This is a genomic window from Shinella sp. WSD5-1 (genome assembly GCF_963942435.1).
GTDB classification, from domain to species: domain Bacteria; phylum Pseudomonadota; class Alphaproteobacteria; order Rhizobiales; family Rhizobiaceae; genus Shinella; species Shinella yambaruensis.
Genome location: NZ_OZ012596.1, coordinates 2,861,220 through 2,878,596, shown reverse-complemented (window position 1 = coordinate 2,878,596; position 17,377 = coordinate 2,861,220). Strand labels below are relative to the sequence as shown.

Here is a 17,377-nt window from a genome sequence, read left to right as displayed (position 1 = left end):
AGCGGTTTTGCGTCCGGGATTGCGTAAACAAGGAAGTCGAGATGGAACACGCCCCCGCACTGGCCTATGACGTCGAGGCGATCCGCAAGGATTTCCCGATCCTGTCGAAAACGGTCTACGGCAAGCCGCTGGTCTATCTCGACAACGGCGCCTCGGCGCAGAAGCCGCAGTCGGTGATCGATGCGATTTCGCACGCCTATTCCAGCGAATATGCCAATGTGCATCGCGGCCTGCACTTCCTGTCGAACGCGGCCACGGACGCCTACGAGGCGGCGCGCGAGAAGGTGCGCCGTTTCCTCAACGCCTCCTCGGTCGACGAGATCATCTTCACGAAATCCTCGACCGAGGCGATCAACACGGTCGCCTACGGCTACGGCATGCCGAAGATCGGCGCGGGCGACGAGATCGTGCTGTCGATCATGGAGCACCATTCCAACATCGTGCCGTGGCACTTCATCCGCGAGCGGCAGGGCGCCAAGCTCGTCTGGGCGCCGGTGGACGATACGGGCGCCTTCCACATCGAAGACTTCGAAAAGTGCCTGACGGAGCGCACCAGGCTCATCGCCATCACGCATATGTCGAACGCGCTCGGCACCATCGTGCCGGTCAAGGAGATCTGCCGCATCGCCCGCGAGCGCGGCATTCCGGTGCTGGTCGACGGGTCGCAGGGCGCCGTGCACATGCCGGTGGACGTCAGCGACATCGATTGCGACTGGTACGTGATGACCGGCCACAAGCTCTACGGCCCCTCCGGCATCGGCGTGCTCTACGGCAAGATGGACCGGCTGAAGGAGATGCGGCCCTTCCAGGGCGGCGGCGAGATGATCGTCGACGTGACCGAGGACATCGTCACCTACAACGACCCGCCGCACCGCTTCGAGGCCGGCACGCCGCCGATCGTGCAGGCGATCGGGCTCGGCCATGCGCTCGACTACATGGAGAAGATCGGCCGCGCGGCGATCGCCACCCATGAGGCGGACCTGCGCGACTATGCCCATGAGCGGCTTTCGGCGATCAATTCGCTGAAGATCTTCGGCACGGCGCCGGGCAAGGGCTCGATCTTCTCCTTCGAGCTGGAAGGCATCCATGCCCATGACGTCTCGATGGTCATCGACCGGGCAGGGGTGGCGGTGCGCGCCGGCACCCATTGCGCCCAGCCGCTCTTGAAACGCTTCGGCGTCACCTCCACATGCCGGGCATCGTTCGGCCTGTACAACACGCGCGCCGAAGTCGATGCCCTGGCCGACGCGCTCGACCATGCCCGCAAATTCTTTGCCTGAGGAGGTGGACCCATGTCCCTCGACGCAACGGAAGACAAGACCGACGTCCGCGACGGCATCGTGCATTCGGCGATCCCGGACGACGAACTGGCGCGCCTTTCCGACGACATCATCTCCGCCCTGAAGACGGTCTACGACCCGGAAATCCCGGCCGACATCTTCGAGCTCGGCCTGATCTACAAGATCGACATCGAAGACGACCGCATGGTCAAGATCGACATGACGCTGACGGCGCCCGGTTGCCCCGTGGCCGGCGAGATGCCGGGCTGGGTGGAAAACGCCGTGGGCGCGGTCGAGGGCGTGTCCGGCGTCGAGGTCAAGATGACCTTCGATCCGCCGTGGACGCCGGACCGCATGTCGGAAGAGGCGCAGGTCGCCGTGGGCTGGTATTGAAGCGAGGGGCACTGGCTGAGGCCTGCCCCTCATCCGCCTGCCGGCACCTTCTCCCTGCAAGCGGGGAGAAGGACGACCGGGCAATGGTTTCCTCGATAGGGATGCCTCTTCGTTTGGGAAAACCGTGCGGCATATCCCTTCGCCCCGCTTGCGGGGAGAAGGTGGCGGCAGCCGAATGAGGGGCAAACTCTCAGCGCTGTGACTTGATCCGTTAACCCGCCAACACTAGATTCGGATTCGCAGACCGCCGGGCCTTGAACCCGGCCGGCGAAGGAGAAGCGGCCCATGGCCTTTGCAGTGATGACACTCACCGACGCGGCGGCAGACCGGGTCAAGGCGATCGTCGACAATGCCGGCGGCGATGCCAAGGGCATTCGCGTCGGCATCAAGAAGGGCGGTTGCGCCGGCATGGAATATGCCATCGACCTCGTCACCGAACCCAATGCCAAGGACGACCTGATCGAACACAACGGCGCCAGCGTCTGGGTCGCGCCGGAGGCGGTGCTCTACCTTCTCGGCACGCAGATGGATTTCGAGGTGACGACGCTGCGCTCCGGCTTCACGTTCCACAACCCGAACCAGACGTCCGCCTGCGGCTGCGGCGAATCGGTCGAGCTGAAGCCGGCCGATCTTGCGGCCCTCGCGGCCTCCGGCCAGCCGACGGTGCGCGCCGGCTGAGCCGGTCGGGCATTGCGGAGCCCGTCAATCCTTGCGGCTTTCCTTCTCCGGCGGTCTTGCCGGGAGCGTTTCCACGCCCTTTCCGAAATCGCTCCAGCCTTTCGTCCCGGCGCAATTCCGGCAAAACCGCTTCGCACTTTTGCCGGAATTGCTTTAGTCTCCCGCGCGCGGCGCGCGAATCCGGCGCCGGCGTGATCGCCAGGGAGAGGGGCGCGAGCGATGGACGACTTTGCCGCGGCACTTTACCAGAACCTGCCCTTTCCCGTGGTCATCGTCGACGCGCAGGGGCGCCTCGTTTCCCATAATGATGCGGCGGCCCGCACCTTCGGCTGGAGCCGCGACGACGGGGCGGCGGCGGGCGTAGCCGTTCTCGCGGGCGAGGCGGCTGCGGCGCGCCTTGCCCGGCAGGCCGCGGGCGGGCGCGAGAATACCCATGCTCTCTGCTTCCGCCACGACAACGGCACCACCTTCGACGCGACGGCCCATGTGATCGCCATGCCGGATGCGGGCGAACGGCCCTCCTATGCGATCCTCCTGCGCAGCCTTCTGAGCGGAGGCAGCCACGGCGAGCAGATCCTGCTGGGCCAGCGCATCGCGGCGGCGCTCGACACGATGCCCGAGGGGTTTGCGATCTTCGACGAGACGGAGCACCTCGTCATGTTCAACCGCTCCTACAAGGAGCGGTGCGGACCGGCCCGCGATGCCGTGCGCGTGGGCGTGACGCTGGAGAGCATTACGCGCGCCAATATCCGCGCGGGCATGTTTCCCGGCATCCGGGAGGGAACGCCGGAGGCCGAGGCAATGGTGCGCGCCCGCCTCGAAAGCCACAGGAACACCGGCAGCGGCGGAACCGTCTTCGAGTTCGGCAAGGACCGGTGGATCCGCGGCGAGAGCCATGTGGCCGAGACCGGCGACATCGTCGCGCTGCGCGTCGACGTAACGGAGCTGAAGCGCACCGAAGCGGCGCTGGAGATGAAGCGCCGCGAATATCTCTCGCTGCTGCAGATCCTGCCCGACATGATCCTGCGGTTCGATCGCGACCTGACAATCCGCTTCGCCAATGACAAATACGCCCATTTCGTCGGCTCGACGACGGACGGGCTGATCGGCCGCTACCTGCCGGATATCGCCTGCGCACCGGAACATACCGCGGCGCTGATGGACGTCGAGAACTACACCCGCGCCGCGCCCGTCAAGACCGTGGAGATCTGCATCGAGGGGCATGACGGCCAGATGATGTGGATGCTCTGGACCGCCGTGGCGATCTTCGACAAGGAGGGTGTCTGCGAGGTCGTCTGCGTCGGGCGCGACATCACCGAGGCCAAGCGCCAGCAGCAGCAGGTGGAAGCCCAGACGAAGGAGCTGCGCCGCAAGAACGAGGCGCTGGACCAGTTCACTGCCACGGTCTCGCATGACCTGAAGGCGCCGCTGCGCCACCTTTCCATGTTCGCCGAGATGATCTCGGAGGACCTGCACCGCGGCGACATCGCCGAACTGCCGACCTATGCCGACCATGTGCGCAAGAGCGCCACACGCATGCGCCGGATCATCGACAGCCTGCTGGAATTCTCGCAGATCGCCTACCGGATCTCGGCGCCGAAGCCCGTTTCGCTCTCCGACGTGGTGCGCGACGCGCTCGCGCTGCTGGAAAGCCATGTGCAGGAGGCGGGCGGGCGTGTCGAGGCCGCGCCCATGCCGGACGTGATGGGCGATCCGGAACTCCTGAAGCGGCTGGCGCAGAACCTCATCGGCAATGCGCTGAAGTACCGCCGGCCCGGCGCCGCGCCGGTCGTGCGCGTCTACTGCCGCGAGCGCCCGGGCGGCATCGATTTCGTCGTCGAGGATGACGGCATCGGCATCGACCCGCAGCATGCCGGGCGGATTTTCGAGGTGTTTCAACGCCTTCACCGGGACGAGGCGGTGTACCAGGGCACCGGCGTCGGACTCGCGCTGGCGCGCCGGATCGTCGAGAGCCACAACGGGGTGATAACGCTTGACACGCAGTACGGTCCGGGGGCACGCTTCGTCGTGACGTTTCCGCAACCCGTAAAATCAAAGGGGAACGATCGTGGGAGGCTCGGCTAGAAAGCTGATCGTCGTGGACGACGACCTTGTGGACGTGCGCTTCGTCATGCGCGCCTTCAGCGATGCCGGCAGCACGATCGAGATCACCCATGTCGCCGACGCGGAACTGGCGAGCGACCGGCTCGACCGCGAGGCCTTCGACTATATCCTGCTCGACATCAACATGCCCGGCACCAGCGGCATGGACCTGCTCAAGCGGCTGCGCGGGCGCGCCCGCACGGCGGTGACGCCCGTCATCATGCTGTCCTCGTCCTCCAGCACCGCCGATGTCAACCGCGCCTATCAGAACGGTGCCAATGCCTATGCCGTCAAACCCTCGACGCTGAGCGGCTACCGCGATTTCGCCGAGGGCTTTACCCGCTTCTGGGTGGACGTCGCCGTCTCGCCCTGATCCTCTCCCTGCCCGCAATGAAAAAACCCCGGCCGATGGATCGGCCGGGGTTCGTCAGTCTGTGGCGTGAATCCTCGGGTCGAGCCCGAGGATGACGGAGGAGAGGTTGCGGGACACGCCGTTGGAAACCGGACCCGGCCGACAGGAACGGCCGGGACACAAAGCTCCTACTCGGCAGCCTCCGCATAATCCTCCAGCGGCGGGCAGGAGCAGACGAGGTTGCGGTCGCCGTAGACATTGTCGACACGGTTGACCGGCGACCAGTACTTGTCCACCCGGAAGGCGCCCGGCGGGTAGCAGGCCTGTTCGCGCGAATAGGGGCGGTCCCATTCGCCGACGAGGTCTTCCACCGTGTGCGGGGCGTTCTTCAGCGGGTTGTTGTCCTTGTCCATCGTGCCATCCTCGATGGCGCGGGCCTCCTCGCGGATCGCCAGCATCGCCTCGCAGAACCGGTCGATCTCGGCCTTGGTCTCCGATTCGGTCGGCTCGATCATCAGCGTGCCGGCAACCGGCCAGCTCATGGTGGGGGCGTGGAAGCCGCAGTCGATCAGCCGCTTGGCGACGTCGTCGACGGTGACGCCGGCGCTTGCCGCAAGCGGGCGCGTGTCGATGATGCATTCATGCGCCACGCGGCCCTTGGAGGAGGTGTAGAGCACGTCATAGGCGCCCTTCAGGCGGGCGGCGATATAGTTGGCGTTGAGGATCGCCACCTTGGTCGCCTGCGTCAGGCCTTCGCCGCCCATCATCAGGCAGTAGCTCCAGGAGATCGGCAGGATGGAGGCCGAGCCGAAGGGCGCCGCCGAGACGGCGCCGGTATTGCCGAGGCCCGCGACTTCCGGATGGCTCGGCAGGAAGGGCGCAAGGTGCGCCTTCACGCCGATCGGCCCCATGCCGGGGCCGCCGCCGCCATGCGGAATGCAGAAGGTCTTGTGCAGGTTCAGGTGCGAGACGTCCGAGCCGATGTCGCCCGGGCGGGCAAGGCCCACCATGGCGTTCATGTTGGCGCCGTCCATGTAGACCTGGCCGCCATGCCTGTGCACGATCTCGCAGACCTCGCGCACATTCTCCTCGAAGACGCCGTGCGTGGAGGGATAGGTGATCATGCAGCAGGAGAGGTTTTCCGCGTACTGCTCTGCTTTTGCACGGAAATCCTCCATATCGATATCGCCGTTCTCCGACACTTTCACGACGACGACCTTCATGCCGGCCATCTGGGCGGAGGCGGGGTTGGTGCCGTGCGCGGAGGTCGGGATGAGGCAGACGTCGCGATGCGTGTCGCCATTGGCGAGGTGATAGGCGCGGATCGTCAGGAGGCCGGCATATTCGCCCTGCGCGCCGGAATTCGGCTGCATGGAGATGGCGTCGTAGCCGGTGATGTCGCAGAGCTTCTGCGACAGGTCTTCGATGAGGTAGCGATAGCCCTGCGCCTGGTCGGCGGGCACGAAGGGATGGATCTCCGCGAATTCCGGCCAGGTGATCGGCAGCATTTCCGCCGTCGCATTGAGCTTCATCGTGCACGAGCCGAGCGGGATCATCGCACGGTCGAGCGCGAGGTCACGGTCGGAGAGGCGGCGGATATAGCGCACCATCTCGCTTTCCGCGCGGTTCATGTGGAAGATCGGATGCGTCAGGTATTCGCTGGTGCGCAAGAGGTCTTCCGGCAGGCGGTAGTCCGGCTCGAACGCGGCCACCTCGAAATTGCCGCCGAAGGCGCGCCAGACAGCCTCCAGCGTGACGGGGCGCGAGCGCTCGTCGAGACTGATGCCGATGCGGTCGTCGCCGATCTTGCGCAGGTTCACCCCTTCCGCGACGGCGGTCTTCAGGATGATGCCCTGCAGCTTGCCGACATGGACGGTGATCGTGTCGAAGAAGACGTCGGGCTCGACCGTGTAGCCGAGCTTTTCGAGGCCCTTGGCGAGGCGGACGGTCTTCTGGTGCACGCTCTGGGCAATCGCCTTGAGGCCCTGCGGCCCGTGGAAGACGGCGTACATCGAGGCCATGACGGCGAGCAGCACCTGCGCGGTGCAGATGTTCGACGTCGCCTTTTCGCGGCGGATGTGCTGTTCGCGGGTCTGGAGCGACAGGCGATAGGCGCGGTTGCCGCGCGCATCGATCGACACGCCGACGAGGCGGCCGGGCATGGAGCGCTTGTAGGCGTCCTTGACGGCCATGTAGGCCGCGTGCGGCCCGCCGTAGCCGACCGGCACGCCGAAGCGCTGGGTGGAGCCGATGGCGATGTCCGCATCCATGTCGCCGGGCGATTTCAGGAGCGCAAGCGCCAGCGGATCGGCCGCGATGACGGCGATGGCGCCGGTCTGGTGCAGGCGGGCGATGAGGCCCGAGAAATCACGCACATGGCCGTAGGTGCCGGGATACTGGAAGATCGCGCCGAAGACGTCGACGGGGTCGAGGTCGGTGAAGGGATCGCCGACGATGATCTGCCAGCCGAGTGGTTCGGAGCGGGTCTTCAAGAGCGCGATCGTCTGCGGGTGGCAGTTCTCGTCGACGAAGAAGGCCTTCGCCTTGGATTTCGCCACGCGTTCGGCCATGGCCATGGCTTCGGCGGCGGCGGTCGCCTCGTCGAGCAGCGAGGCGTTGGCGACGTCGAGGCCGGTCAGGTCGCAGACCATGGTCTGGTAGTTGAGCAGCGCTTCGAGGCGGCCCTGGCTGATTTCCGGCTGGTAGGGCGTATAGGCGGTGTACCAGGCGGGGTTTTCCAGGATGTTGCGCTGGATGACCGGCGGGGTGATCGTGCCGTAATAGCCCTGGCCGATCAGCGACACGAGCTTTTTGTTGCGGTTGGCGGTCTCGCGCAGCTTGTCGAGCGCCTCGCGCTCGGTCATGGGCGCACCCCATTCCAGCGGCTTTGCCTGGCGGATCGACTGCGGCACGGTGTCGTCGATCAGCGCGTCGAGGCTGTCATAGCCGATCACCTTCAGCATCGCCTCCATCTCCTTCGGCGAGGGGCCGATATGGCGACGGTTGGCAAAATCGTAGGGCTGGTAATCGGTAAAGGCGAAATCCTTGGGAAGAGACATCAGCCGACAAGCTCCTTGTAGGCGGCTTCGTCCAGCAGGCCGTCCGCATCGGCCGGGTTGGCGAGCTTCAGCTTGAAGAACCAGCCGGCGCCCTGCGGGTCGCTGTTGACGAGGGAGGGATCGGCGGTGATCGCCTCGTTGATTTCGACGATCTCGCCGTCGAGCGGGCAATAGACGTCGGAGGCTGCCTTGACGCTCTCGACGGTGGCCGCATCGCCGCCCTTGTCGAAGGTCGCGCCGACCTCGGGCAGTTCCACGAAGACGAGGTCGCCGAGCTGTTCGGCCGCGTGCACCGTGATGCCGACGGTCGCAACGCCGCCTTCGATCTTCAGCCACTCGTGTTCTTCGGTGAATTTCAGCATGTTCGTTCCTCTCTATGGGAAGGTTCGTTCGTTCTTCCGCCCCTCATCCGCCTTGCCGCGCCCTCGCGTCTCCCTCGCCCCGCTTGCGGGGAGAGGGCGGGGTGAGGGGCAATAGCCGGGTGGAGCGGGTCATGGTCAGCGCTTGAAGGTGTTCTTGACGAAGGGCATGGCCGCGACGGTGACGGGCAGGAATTTGCCGCGCACGCCGGCGTAGAGCTGGGTGCCGGGCGCCGTCGCCGCCTTGGTGACGTAGCCCATGGCGACCGGGCCGTCGGCATTCGGACCGAAGCCGCCGGAGGTGACGGTGCCGACGACGTCCTCGCCCTCGGCATCGGTGGCGAGCACCGCACCGCCGCGCACCGGCGCGCGGCCCTCCGCCTTCAGGCCGACGCGGCGGCGGGATGCGCCGTTTTCGAGCTCACCGAGGATGACGGCCGCGCCCGGAAAGCCGCCGGCGCGCTCGCCGCCCGTGCGGCGCACCTTCTGGATGGCCCATTCGAGGCCGGCTTCCACCGGGGTCGTCGTCGTGTCGATGTCGTTGCCGTAGAGGCAGAGGCCGGCTTCGAGGCGCAGCGAATCACGCGCGCCAAGGCCGATCGGCAGCACGTCCGGATGGTCGAGCAGGCGGCGACAGACCGCTTCGGCAAGGCTGGCGGGAATGGAGATCTCGAACCCGTCCTCGCCCGTATAGCCCGAACGCGAGACGATGCAGTCGGCATCGTGCAGGTCGCAGGCGCGCACGTCCATGAAGCGCATGGAGGAGACGTCCGCCCACAGTTCGGCGAGCACGGCCTCGGCATGCGGGCCCTGCAGCGCGATGAGGGCGCGGTCGTCGTGCAGGGTCAGTTCGCAGGTGTCGCCGATCTTCGCCTGCATGTGGGCGAAATCCGCCTCCTTGCAGGCGGCGTTGACGACGACGTAGAAATGGTCGCCGCGATTGGCGATCATCAGGTCGTCGAGGATGCCGCCCGCGTCATTGGTGAAGAGGGCGTAGCGCTGGCGGCCCTCGCCGAGGCCGAGGACATCGACCGGCACCAGCGTCTCCAGCGCGCGGGCGGCGTCCGCATTGTCGCCGGAGCGGGCGCGCACGGTGACCTGGCCCATGTGGGACACGTCGAAGAGGCCGGCGCTCGCGCGGGTGTGCAGATGTTCCTTCATCACGCCGGCGGCATATTGCACCGGCATCTCGTAGCCGGCGAACGGCACCATGCGGGCGCCGAGCGAAAGGTTCAGCGCATGAAGCGGGGTTTTCTTGAGTTCAGACGATCCGTCCAAAAGGCGCCCTCCAGTCCTGTGGCGCCCCCTATCCAACGGGCACCGGCTCACAATCCCGGCGCTTTCGCGCCGCTCTCCTGAGCCCCCTCTGTCCCTTCGCCTGAGATTGTTATCCCTTCGGCGAGCGCTCGAAAAACGCTTCTCTCCAGAGTTCCGACGGCACCTTGCTGGTCCTTTTGCCTGAGAGTTTCCGGGGCGGTTGCTCCTTCGGCACCGGCCATGCCCTTGGTCGGGCGGCCAGCTTCTCCCAGCGAGGTCGCCTCCAGATAAAGGCGTTGCCCGCGCTTTGGCAAGAGCGTTGCGTCGCTCCCAAGCGAATTTTTGTCGTAGCGGGAAAGGCCGGGCAGGGACCGCGCAAGGAAAAGCCCCCGGAGGGGCGGCAGGTTGGAGGACGGCTGTTTTCCGAAGGAGGATCAGGCGGGTTCCGGCACGGCGGGCAGGTCGTTCTCGACATAGAGGCGCTGCGCCTGCGAAACGGTTACCGCGCTTCCGGGGGCGGTGATCAGCGCCAGGGCCAGGGCCGGCGGGTGGATGACGGTGAGCGCGGCGATCGCGCGGGCATCGCCGCGGACCTTCGCATCCTCGCTCCAGGCATGGATGCGCTCCTCGAAGAGGGTGTGCGCACGCGTCTGCGACCGCATTCCCTGCGATGCGTAGGCGGCCGTTGCCGGCGAAACTGTCACGATCTGTGTCATGGCATTCAACGGAGTTGGTTTTGCATCGTTGCAATTTATCAGTTGCATCTTTCCGAGGCATGAAGTGCCACGGTTGCATTTTCATCGAATTTTAACGGTCTGTACGATTATCGGCCGGCCTTGCCTTTGGCGGCGGAATTCCGCCATAAGAGATATGGAATGCCGCCGGAATCGGGCGGGAACACGCATGCCGCCGATGGCGCGGGAGGAACCGATGAAGCCGATTTTCGTGCAATTGCAATGCGCTCCGGGCAAGACCTACGAGGTCGCCGACGCGCTTTACGCTACGGAACTCATTTCGGAGCTCTATTCGACGAGCGGCGACTACGACCTTCTCCTGAAGATCTATGTCGACAGCGAGGAGGATATCGGCAAGTTCATCAACGATCACGTCGCCTCCATTCCCGGCATCGTGCGATCCCTGACGACGCTGACCTTCCGCGCATTCTGACGCGCGCCGTTTCCAATATTCCCCTTCGCCCGTTCTTGCGCTAAAGCACGGCGCAACGAAAGAAGGCGAAGATGGCAGGCATCGAACACAAGCAGGTGGAGAACGACGAGGCGGGCATGCGGCTCGACCGGTGGTTCAAGGTCCACTATCCGGGCCTCGGCTTCGGCCAGCTGCAGAAACTGCTGCGCTCCGGCCAGGTGCGCGTCGATGGCGGCCGCGCCAAGAGCGACACCCGCGTGCAGCCCGGCCAGATGGTCCGCATCCCGCCAATGGACGTGGATGCCAAGGGCCCGAAGGCAGGCCCAATCGCCGGCCGCGACCTGAAACATTCCCCCGATGGCGAACTGCTCGCCCGCATGCTCTTGCATGAGGACGACAAGGTCTTCGTGCTCAACAAGCCGGCCGGCATCGCCGTGCAGGGCGGTTCGGGCGTCACCCGGCATATCGACAAGATGCTGGAGGCCTGGACGAGCCAGAAGGGCGAGAAGCCGCGGCTCGTGCACCGGCTCGACCGCGACACGTCCGGCGTGCTCGTCATCGCCCGCACGCGGGGCGCGGCGCAGAAGCTGACCGCCGCCTTCCGCGAGCGCGACACCAAGAAGACCTACTGGTCGCTGGTCAAGGGCGTGCCGAAGAAGCGCGAGGACAAGATCTCCACCTGGCTCGTCAAGGAGCAGACGCCGGACGGCGACCGCATGCGCATCGCCAAGCACGGCGAGGACGGTGCGGACCACGCCGTGTCCTTCTACCGTATCGTCGAGCAGGCGGGGCAGAACTTCGCCTGGCTGGAGATGGAGCCCTATACCGGGCGCACGCACCAGCTGCGCGTGCACGCCGCCCATATCGGCCATCCGATCCTCGGCGATCCGAAATATTTCGACGCGGATGTCAACTGGAGCTTTCCGGGCGGCGTGCAGAACCGCCTGCATCTCCATGCCCGCCATATCGACATCCCGCACCCGTCCGGCGGGCGCCTGCGCGTCACCGCGCCGCTGCCGCCGCACATGGTGCAGACCTGGAACCTCTTCGGCTTCGACCAGAACGCGGCGGACGAGGAAGACTGATGCGGCTCGTCCTTTTCGATTGCGACGGCACGCTGGTCGACAGCGTCAACCTGATCCATGAGGTCATGGCGCGCACTTTCGTCGATTTCGGCTTCGCACGGCCGGATATCGCGCAAACCAAGGCGATCATCGGCCTGACGCTCGACATCGCCATCGCCCGCATGCAGGGCAAGCCGCATGTCGACGACGAGGCGCTGGCGATGACCGCGCATTACAAGGCGGCCTATACCGGCGTGCGCGCCGAGCCCGGCTTCCAGGAGCCGCTCTTTCCGGGCATCGCCGCCATGATGGCCCGCCTCGAGCGGCAGGACGACCTGATCCTCGGCGCCGTGACGGGAAAGTCCCGCCGCGGCCTCGATCTCATCCGCGCCGCGCACGGCTTCGACAGGACGTTCTTCGTCTCGCGCACGGCCGACGACTGCCCCTCCAAGCCGCATCCGGCCATGGTGACGGAATGCTGCAGCGAGGCGGGCGTGGATGCGGTGCGCACGGTTGTCATCGGCGATGCGGTCTACGATATGCAGATGGCGAAGGCGGCGGGTGCGAAGGCGATCGGCGTTTCCTGGGGCTATGCCACCGTGCCCGAACTGGTCGAGGCCGGCGCGGACCACATCCTGCGCACGCCCGCCGACCTTCTCGAATGGCTGGAGATTTCCGATGCGTGATATCCTGAGCGACCTTTCCGATGCGATGAGCGATCCCGACCCGGTGCGCCGCGCGCAGATCCAGATGAAGCGCCCGTTGCCGAAGCGGTTCTACAAGGCGGTTTCGACGGACGAGGTGGAGGAGGGTCACCGAATCCTGCTCGACGGCCGCCCGGTGCGCACGCCCGGCAAGAAGCTGCTCGCCGTGCCGGCCCGGCCGATCGCCGACCGGCTCGTGGCCGAATGGGACGGGCAGGGCGAGGAGATCGACCCGGCGAAAATGCCGGTGACGCGGCTCGTCAACACGGCCGTCGACGGCGTCGCGGCGAATTTCGACGCGGTCTTCGACGAGATCGTGCGCTTTGCCGGCACGGACATGCTCTGCTACCGCGCGGATTCGCCGGCCGGGCTCGTCGAGCGGCAGCGCGAGGGCTGGGACCCGATCATCCGCTGGGCGGCCGATGCAAGGGGCGCGCGCTTCATCCTCGTCGAAGGCGTGATGCACCAGGAACAGCCGGCGCCGGCGATCGAGGCCTTTTCCAAGGCGCTTGCCGCGTTCCGCGATCCGCTGGCGCTCGCCTGCCTGCACACGGTGACGACGCTCACCGGCTCGGCGCTGCTGGCGCTGGCGCTCGCCGAGGGCGTCATCGACGCCGACAGGGCCTGGACGCTCGCCCATGTCGACGAGGACTGGCAGATCGAGCATTGGGGCACGGACGAGGAGGCCTTCCACCGCCGCGCGCTGCGCCGGGCGGAAATGGACGTCGCCGCCGCCGTGCTTGCGGAAATTCCGCGCTGAAAAGACTTTGCTAAGAGGTTCGCACCATTTTGGCGCGCGACCGAAATCCGACATCGCATACCGGTTTGACTTCATGCAGTTCCTCGTTCGCGTCCTTCTTTCCGCCAGCCTTCTGTTCTCCACTCCCTTCGCCGCCAGCGCCGACGAGGCCTATCCGGTCCGAGACATCCGCAAGATCGTCGTCAGCGGCGACGGCAGCGCGTCCGCCACGGTGCTGAAGCGCGCCGGCGAGCACCTGAAGCGGGCTGCCAAGGCGACGCGCCGGGCCGTCGCGATCGACCGGGCGGTAATGGATGTGCGGGTTTCCGGCGTGAGGCAGGGCAGCGACGGCCGGAGCACGGCCCGCGTGACGGTGACGCTGGACGGTCCCGGCGAACCGTCGCGCCGGACCCTGACGGTCAACAGCTTCATGCCGGAGCAGAGGGGACGCGAGGCAGCGCTCGGCGATGCCATCGCCAAGCGCGTGGCGCTCGCCTATCACCTGGCGCTGGTCGCCACCGGCAAGGCGACCTATGGCAAGCGTCCCGGCAAGGATCGCAAGGAGGCCGGCGGCAAGCGCCGCACGCCGACGAGGACCTCCATCCAGGCCTATCCGGGTGGGGAGAAACGCCCGCTGGTCATTCCCAGCGAGGCGGCGCTGACGGTGCGCTCGCGCGCGTTGCCGGAAGGCTCCAGGAAGAAGGTGGCGCCCTGCGTCGTCACGCAGGCGATCAGCTGCGACTGATCGCGCGAAATGCGCCTCGGCGAGGAGCAGGCGAATCCGTGCGGGAAGCGTGATAGAGTTCCCTTCTTCTTGAAACGGAGGGGAACGAAGGCATGTTCGACGGTCTATCCGCCTATCGGCCGCAGGCGCTGGCGGCGCTGCGCATCATGACGGCATTGCTCTTCATCGAGCATGGCACGCAAAAGTTCTTCAATTTCCCGCCCTCGGACCAGCCCTTCGGCGATCTGATGAACCTGATAGGGCTGGCCGGCGCGCTGGAGATCGCCGGCGGCCTTTTGATCCTGCTCGGCCTCTTCACGCGGCCGGCGGCTTTCGTGCTCTGCGGCTTCATGGCGGTCGCCTATTTCATGGCGCATGCGCCGCAGAGCTTTTTCCCGATCAATAATCGCGGCGACGCCGCGATCCTGTTCTGCTTCGTCTTCCTGTACCTGACCGCCGCAGGGCCGGGCGCCTTCGCGCTCGACAATCGCCGTTAGAGCCGTCCGCTCTAGGCAGCGAATTTCAGGCCGAGGATGCCGGTGACGATGAGCGCGATGCAGCCCATGCGCATGGCGGTCACCGGCTCGGCGAAGAGGACGATGCCGAGCATCACGGTGCCGACCGTGCCGATGCCGGTCCAGATCGCATAGGCGGTGCCGATCGGCAGCGTCTTCACGGCAAGGCCGAGCAGGATGATGGAAACGACCATCGAGCCGGCGGTGAGGGCCGTCGGCAGGGGCCTGGTGAAACCGTCGGTATATTTGAGGCCGATCGCCCAGCCGATTTCGAACAGGCCGGCGAGGGTGAGATAAATCCAGGGCATTGCCCACTCCATAAGAAAGGAGCGAGGCCGTCCCCGCGGTCGTGACCGGATGCCATCCGGCGGTAGCCGTCTACCGGGGCGCACTATACCCCGGTGGCGGGGAAGGGCAAGGACGGGGGCGGCATGCCAGCCATGCGCCCCCGCCATGGCAATGGCTTAGAGCATTTCCGCTTTTCTCCGAATCGCGAAACGCTCTATCTGTTTGTTTTCACGCAATCCGGACGCAAAACCGCTCCGCACTTTTGCTGGAATTGCTCTAGCCGAGACGCTCGGCATGCCACTTCAGGTGATCGTCCATGAAGGTGGAGATGAAGTAGTAGGAGTGGTCGTAGCGCTCGTGCATGCGCAGCGTCAAAGCGATGTCCGTATCCTTGACCGCCGCCTCGAAGAGCCAGGGGCGCAGGCCGTTTTCCAGGAAGCCGTCCGCCTTGCCCTGGTCGATGAGGAATTCCGGGAACCGGGCGCCATCGGCAACCAGTGCGCAGGCATCGTATTGCCGCCACGCCGCCTTGTCGGCGCCGAGATACTTTTCGAAGGCCGGGGCCGACCAGTCGGCGGTGGAGGGCTCGACGATCGGCGCGAAGGCCGAGCAGCTCCTGAAGCGCTCCGGGTTCCTGAGCGCGATCGTCATGGCGCCGTGGCCGCCCATCGAATGGCCGAAAATGCCCTGGCGCGCCATGTCCATGCGGAAATGCTGGCTGACGAAATTCGGCAGCTCCTCCGTCACGTAGCTGTACATTTGGTAGTGTTCCGCCCAGGGCGCCTCGGTCGCGTCGAGATAGAAGCCGGCGCCCTTGCCCATCTGCCAGTTGGTGATTTCGTCCGGCACGTCGTTGCCGCGCGGGCTGGTGTCCGGGCAGACGACGATGAGGCCGAGCTCGGCGGCCATGCGCCGGTATTCGCCCTTCTCCATGACATTGGCATGGCTGCAGGTGAGGCCGGACAGATACCACAGCACGGGGCGCGGCTCGTGGATCGCCTGCGGCGGCACGAAGACGGCGAAGGTCATCTCGCACTTGCAGGCTTCCGAATCGTGGGCGAACACGCCCTGCATGCCGCCGAAGGCCGTGTTCTGGGAAAGCACTTTCATCTGGGAACTCCGTAGGGTTCAGGTGGCGAGCGACACCGCCGCATTGACGGCGGCGGCAACCAGCACCGTGTTGAAGAAGAAGGAAACGATCGCGTGCAGCAGGTTGACCTTGCGCATCGCCGTGGAGGTGATGGCGACGTCCGAGGTCTGCGCGGTCATGCCGATGACGAAGGCGAAATAGAGGAAATCGTAGGCGCCGGGCGCGGCCTTACCGGGGAAATCGAGGCTTCGGCCGGCATCGAGGCTCGTTTCCGTGCTGCCGGGGCGCCAATAGAGATGGGCATAGTGCATGGCCGCCATGGTGTGGATGGTCAGCCAGCCGAGCGCGACGGAGGCGAAGGCGAGCACGAATTCGCCGAGGGAGGCGGCCGGCCGGTTGAGCACCACGAAGAGCGAGCCCGTGGAAACGGCGACGGCCGCGAACGTCACGGCGAAGATGACCGTGACCGGCTCGTCCGTGTCCGTCGCATAATGTTCGAGATGGGCGGCGGTCAGGCGCGGCACGCGCCAGGCGGTCAAGAGGAGATAGCAGAGGAAGAAGGCGACGGCCGCGATGCCGATGGCGAAATCCGGCTTGAGCCAGAGCGCAAGGAAAAGCGCGAGGGCCGCCGCGCCGATGCCGACATAGAAGGGCAGGTGCCTGCCGTATATCCTCGGCCCCGGCGCCTTTTTCATGGGGACGGGCCAGCCTGCGCGTTCTTCGCCCGGCGGCAGAGGCGGTCGAGCATTTCGAGGAAGGCGGAGCGGTCGCGCGGCGAGAAGGCGGCATTGTAGCCCTTGCTCTCGCCCGTTTCGCGCAGATGCGCGCCGAGGTCGCGCATGGCGCTCGCCATGCCGATATTGGTCTTGTCGAAGAGGCGGCCGGTGGGGCCGGTGACATGCGCGCCCTTCTCGACGCAGCGCACCGCCAGCGGCACGTCGGCCGTCACGACGATGTCGTCGGCGCCGACATTGTCGGCGATCCAGTTGTCCGCCGCGTCGAAGGCGCCCGAGACGATGACGTTGCGCACCATCGGGTCGCGCGACGGGCGCAGGCCCGAATTGGCGACGAAGGTCACCGCCATGCCGTGGCGTTCCGCCACTTTGAGGATTTCGGGCTTTACCGGGCACGCATCCGCGTCAACGTAGATCATGGCGCCGCAATTTCCTGTATGTCGTGGTTCCGCGCAGTCTCAAGAATGGCCGGCAGGACGCTGCATGTCGATATGGGGAATACCATCCTCGACATATTCCCCCGATGTCGGCGCGAAACCCAAGGATCGGTAGAAGCGCTCCAGATGGCCTTGCGCGGAAAGGGCGATCGGTTGCCCCGGGAAATGCGCCTCGCAGGCCGATATCGCTTCGTGCATCAGGGCCTCGCCGAGGCGTTTGCCCCGGTGTCCGGGCGAAACGAGGACGCGGCCGATGCGCGGCGCCCTGTTCTCCGGTTGCCACAGGCGCGCATAGGCGGCCGTCTCGCCGTCGATCAGCAGCCGCAGATGCAGCGCGTCCTCATCCTTGCCGTCGAGTTCGGGATAGGCGCAGGCCTGCTCGACGACGAAGACATCGACGCGCAGTCTCAAGAGAGCATAAAGCTCGACGGCGGAGAATGCTGCCATCCTCCGCA

Annotated in this window: 20 protein-coding genes and 1 riboswitch; of the genes, 11 read left to right on the top strand and 9 right to left on the bottom strand. The window is 66.0% G+C overall.

The window, feature by feature from the left end; translation table 11 throughout:
* The first annotated feature begins 41 nt into the window (after positions 1 to 41).
* The 5 genes from AABQ55_RS14240 to AABQ55_RS14220 all read left to right on the top strand — a co-directional run bounded on the left by AABQ55_RS14240 (position 42) and on the right by AABQ55_RS14220 (position 4,827).
* The gene (locus AABQ55_RS14240) at positions 42 to 1,280 is read left to right on the top strand and encodes a cysteine desulfurase (protein WP_272805461.1); all 1,239 of its coding nucleotides are present in this window, start codon (positions 42 to 44) and stop codon (positions 1,278 to 1,280) included.
* 12 nt (positions 1,281 to 1,292) lie between these two features.
* Positions 1,293 to 1,673 (top strand): SUF system Fe-S cluster assembly protein, encoded by a 381-nt coding sequence (locus AABQ55_RS14235; protein ID WP_244765473.1) that lies wholly within the window; start codon positions 1,293 to 1,295, stop codon positions 1,671 to 1,673.
* 285 nt (positions 1,674 to 1,958) lie between these two features.
* A complete protein-coding gene (sufA, locus tag AABQ55_RS14230) occupies positions 1,959 to 2,351 on the top strand; it encodes a Fe-S cluster assembly scaffold SufA (RefSeq protein WP_244765474.1) in 393 nt (130 codons plus the stop codon).
* Positions 2,352 to 2,570: 219 nt separating this feature from the next.
* Positions 2,571 to 4,436 (top strand): PAS domain S-box protein, encoded by a 1,866-nt coding sequence (locus tag AABQ55_RS14225; RefSeq protein ID WP_272805460.1) that lies wholly within the window; start codon positions 2,571 to 2,573, stop codon positions 4,434 to 4,436.
* Positions 4,420 to 4,827: a response regulator gene (locus tag AABQ55_RS14220; RefSeq protein WP_244765476.1), complete on the top strand. Its 408-nt coding sequence runs from the start codon at positions 4,420 to 4,422 to the stop codon at positions 4,825 to 4,827. The genes AABQ55_RS14225 and AABQ55_RS14220 overlap by 17 nt, the downstream gene beginning before the upstream one ends.
* Positions 4,828 to 4,994: 167 nt before the next feature.
* Here the strand turns inward: AABQ55_RS14220 and gcvP are convergent, their stop codons facing one another.
* From gcvP to AABQ55_RS14200, 4 genes are all read right to left on the bottom strand, one after another.
* Positions 4,995 to 7,865 (bottom strand): aminomethyl-transferring glycine dehydrogenase, encoded by a 2,871-nt coding sequence (gene gcvP, locus AABQ55_RS14215; RefSeq protein ID WP_272805459.1) that lies wholly within the window; start codon positions 7,863 to 7,865, stop codon positions 4,995 to 4,997.
* A complete protein-coding gene (gene gcvH / locus AABQ55_RS14210; protein WP_272805458.1) occupies positions 7,865 to 8,227 on the bottom strand; it encodes a glycine cleavage system protein GcvH in 363 nt (120 codons plus the stop codon). The genes gcvP and gcvH overlap by 1 nt, the downstream gene beginning before the upstream one ends.
* Positions 8,228 to 8,362: 135 nt before the next feature.
* Positions 8,363 to 9,502 carry a glycine cleavage system aminomethyltransferase GcvT gene (gene gcvT / locus AABQ55_RS14205; RefSeq protein ID WP_272805457.1) on the bottom strand — a complete coding sequence of 380 codons (1,140 nt, stop codon included), beginning with the start codon at positions 9,500 to 9,502 and terminating at the stop codon, positions 8,363 to 8,365.
* A gap of 158 nt (positions 9,503 to 9,660) precedes the next feature.
* A riboswitch (glycine riboswitch) is annotated at positions 9,661 to 9,762 on the bottom strand.
* 153 nt (positions 9,763 to 9,915) lie between these two features.
* Positions 9,916 to 10,197: a hypothetical protein gene (locus tag AABQ55_RS14200; protein ID WP_338341906.1), complete on the bottom strand. Its 282-nt coding sequence runs from the start codon at positions 10,195 to 10,197 to the stop codon at positions 9,916 to 9,918.
* A gap of 214 nt (positions 10,198 to 10,411) precedes the next feature.
* Between AABQ55_RS14200 and AABQ55_RS14195 the strand changes: the two genes are divergently transcribed.
* From AABQ55_RS14195 to AABQ55_RS14170, 6 genes are all read left to right on the top strand, one after another.
* A complete protein-coding gene (locus AABQ55_RS14195) occupies positions 10,412 to 10,648 on the top strand; it encodes an Lrp/AsnC ligand binding domain-containing protein (RefSeq protein ID WP_024271053.1) in 237 nt (78 codons plus the stop codon).
* 71 nt (positions 10,649 to 10,719) lie between these two features.
* Positions 10,720 to 11,712, top strand: a complete 993-nt coding sequence (locus tag AABQ55_RS14190; RefSeq protein ID WP_272805455.1) for an RluA family pseudouridine synthase — start codon at positions 10,720 to 10,722, stop codon at positions 11,710 to 11,712.
* The gene (locus AABQ55_RS14185; protein WP_244765482.1) at positions 11,712 to 12,377 is read left to right on the top strand and encodes an HAD-IA family hydrolase; all 666 of its coding nucleotides are present in this window, start codon (positions 11,712 to 11,714) and stop codon (positions 12,375 to 12,377) included. Before AABQ55_RS14190 ends, AABQ55_RS14185 begins: the two co-directional genes overlap by 1 nt.
* Complete coding sequence (locus AABQ55_RS14180) at positions 12,370 to 13,155, top strand: ATP12 family chaperone protein (protein WP_272805454.1); 786 nt, start codon at positions 12,370 to 12,372, stop codon at positions 13,153 to 13,155. The genes AABQ55_RS14185 and AABQ55_RS14180 overlap by 8 nt, the downstream gene beginning before the upstream one ends.
* Before the next feature lie 73 nt (positions 13,156 to 13,228).
* Positions 13,229 to 13,879: a hypothetical protein gene (locus AABQ55_RS14175; RefSeq protein WP_272805453.1), complete on the top strand. Its 651-nt coding sequence runs from the start codon at positions 13,229 to 13,231 to the stop codon at positions 13,877 to 13,879.
* A 92-nt stretch (positions 13,880 to 13,971) separates the two neighbouring features.
* Complete coding sequence (locus tag AABQ55_RS14170) at positions 13,972 to 14,355, top strand: DoxX family protein (RefSeq protein ID WP_244765485.1); 384 nt, start codon at positions 13,972 to 13,974, stop codon at positions 14,353 to 14,355.
* A gap of 11 nt (positions 14,356 to 14,366) precedes the next feature.
* Here the strand turns inward: AABQ55_RS14170 and AABQ55_RS14165 are convergent, their stop codons facing one another.
* The 5 genes from AABQ55_RS14165 to AABQ55_RS14145 form a co-directional block, all read right to left on the bottom strand.
* Complete coding sequence (locus AABQ55_RS14165; RefSeq protein ID WP_272805452.1) at positions 14,367 to 14,681, bottom strand: DMT family transporter; 315 nt, start codon at positions 14,679 to 14,681, stop codon at positions 14,367 to 14,369.
* 256 nt (positions 14,682 to 14,937) lie between these two features.
* Complete coding sequence (fghA, locus tag AABQ55_RS14160) at positions 14,938 to 15,771, bottom strand: S-formylglutathione hydrolase (RefSeq protein ID WP_244765487.1); 834 nt, start codon at positions 15,769 to 15,771, stop codon at positions 14,938 to 14,940.
* Positions 15,772 to 15,789: 18 nt separating this feature from the next.
* Positions 15,790 to 16,446 (bottom strand): DUF1345 domain-containing protein, encoded by a 657-nt coding sequence (locus tag AABQ55_RS14155; RefSeq protein ID WP_272805451.1) that lies wholly within the window; start codon positions 16,444 to 16,446, stop codon positions 15,790 to 15,792.
* Complete coding sequence (locus AABQ55_RS14150; RefSeq protein ID WP_244765489.1) at positions 16,443 to 16,904, bottom strand: YaiI/YqxD family protein; 462 nt, start codon at positions 16,902 to 16,904, stop codon at positions 16,443 to 16,445. The genes AABQ55_RS14155 and AABQ55_RS14150 overlap by 4 nt, the downstream gene beginning before the upstream one ends.
* Before the next feature lie 39 nt (positions 16,905 to 16,943).
* A complete protein-coding gene (locus AABQ55_RS14145; RefSeq protein WP_272805450.1) occupies positions 16,944 to 17,369 on the bottom strand; it encodes a GNAT family N-acetyltransferase in 426 nt (141 codons plus the stop codon).
* Between the last annotated feature and the right edge of the window lie 8 nt (positions 17,370 to 17,377).

Excerpts from the sequence above, each read along its gene's own strand:
- AABQ55_RS14240 (WP_272805461.1), top strand. The coding sequence starts at position 42 with ATGGAACACGCCCCCGCACTGGCCTATGACGTCGAGGCGATCCGCAAG.
- AABQ55_RS14235 (WP_244765473.1), top strand. The coding sequence starts at position 1,293 with ATGTCCCTCGACGCAACGGAAGACAAGACCGACGTCCGCGACGGCATC.
- sufA (WP_244765474.1), top strand. The coding sequence starts at position 1,959 with ATGGCCTTTGCAGTGATGACACTCACCGACGCGGCGGCAGACCGGGTC.
- AABQ55_RS14225 (WP_272805460.1), top strand. The coding sequence starts at position 2,571 with ATGGACGACTTTGCCGCGGCACTTTACCAGAACCTGCCCTTTCCCGTG.
- gcvP (WP_272805459.1), bottom strand. The coding sequence starts at position 7,865 with ATGTCTCTTCCCAAGGATTTCGCCTTTACCGATTACCAGCCCTACGAT.
- gcvH (WP_272805458.1), bottom strand. The coding sequence starts at position 8,227 with ATGCTGAAATTCACCGAAGAACACGAGTGGCTGAAGATCGAAGGCGGC.
- AABQ55_RS14200 (WP_338341906.1), bottom strand. The coding sequence starts at position 10,197 with ATGACACAGATCGTGACAGTTTCGCCGGCAACGGCCGCCTACGCATCG.
- AABQ55_RS14195 (WP_024271053.1), top strand. The coding sequence starts at position 10,412 with ATGAAGCCGATTTTCGTGCAATTGCAATGCGCTCCGGGCAAGACCTAC.
- AABQ55_RS14190 (WP_272805455.1), top strand. The coding sequence starts at position 10,720 with ATGGCAGGCATCGAACACAAGCAGGTGGAGAACGACGAGGCGGGCATG.
- AABQ55_RS14185 (WP_244765482.1), top strand. The coding sequence starts at position 11,712 with ATGCGGCTCGTCCTTTTCGATTGCGACGGCACGCTGGTCGACAGCGTC.
- AABQ55_RS14180 (WP_272805454.1), top strand. The coding sequence starts at position 12,370 with ATGCGTGATATCCTGAGCGACCTTTCCGATGCGATGAGCGATCCCGAC.
- AABQ55_RS14175 (WP_272805453.1), top strand. The coding sequence starts at position 13,229 with ATGCAGTTCCTCGTTCGCGTCCTTCTTTCCGCCAGCCTTCTGTTCTCC.
- AABQ55_RS14170 (WP_244765485.1), top strand. The coding sequence starts at position 13,972 with ATGTTCGACGGTCTATCCGCCTATCGGCCGCAGGCGCTGGCGGCGCTG.
- AABQ55_RS14165 (WP_272805452.1), bottom strand. The coding sequence starts at position 14,681 with ATGCCCTGGATTTATCTCACCCTCGCCGGCCTGTTCGAAATCGGCTGG.
- fghA (WP_244765487.1), bottom strand. The coding sequence starts at position 15,771 with ATGAAAGTGCTTTCCCAGAACACGGCCTTCGGCGGCATGCAGGGCGTG.
- AABQ55_RS14155 (WP_272805451.1), bottom strand. The coding sequence starts at position 16,446 with ATGAAAAAGGCGCCGGGGCCGAGGATATACGGCAGGCACCTGCCCTTC.
- AABQ55_RS14150 (WP_244765489.1), bottom strand. The coding sequence starts at position 16,904 with ATGATCTACGTTGACGCGGATGCGTGCCCGGTAAAGCCCGAAATCCTC.
- AABQ55_RS14145 (WP_272805450.1), bottom strand. The coding sequence starts at position 17,369 with ATGGCAGCATTCTCCGCCGTCGAGCTTTATGCTCTCTTGAGACTGCGC.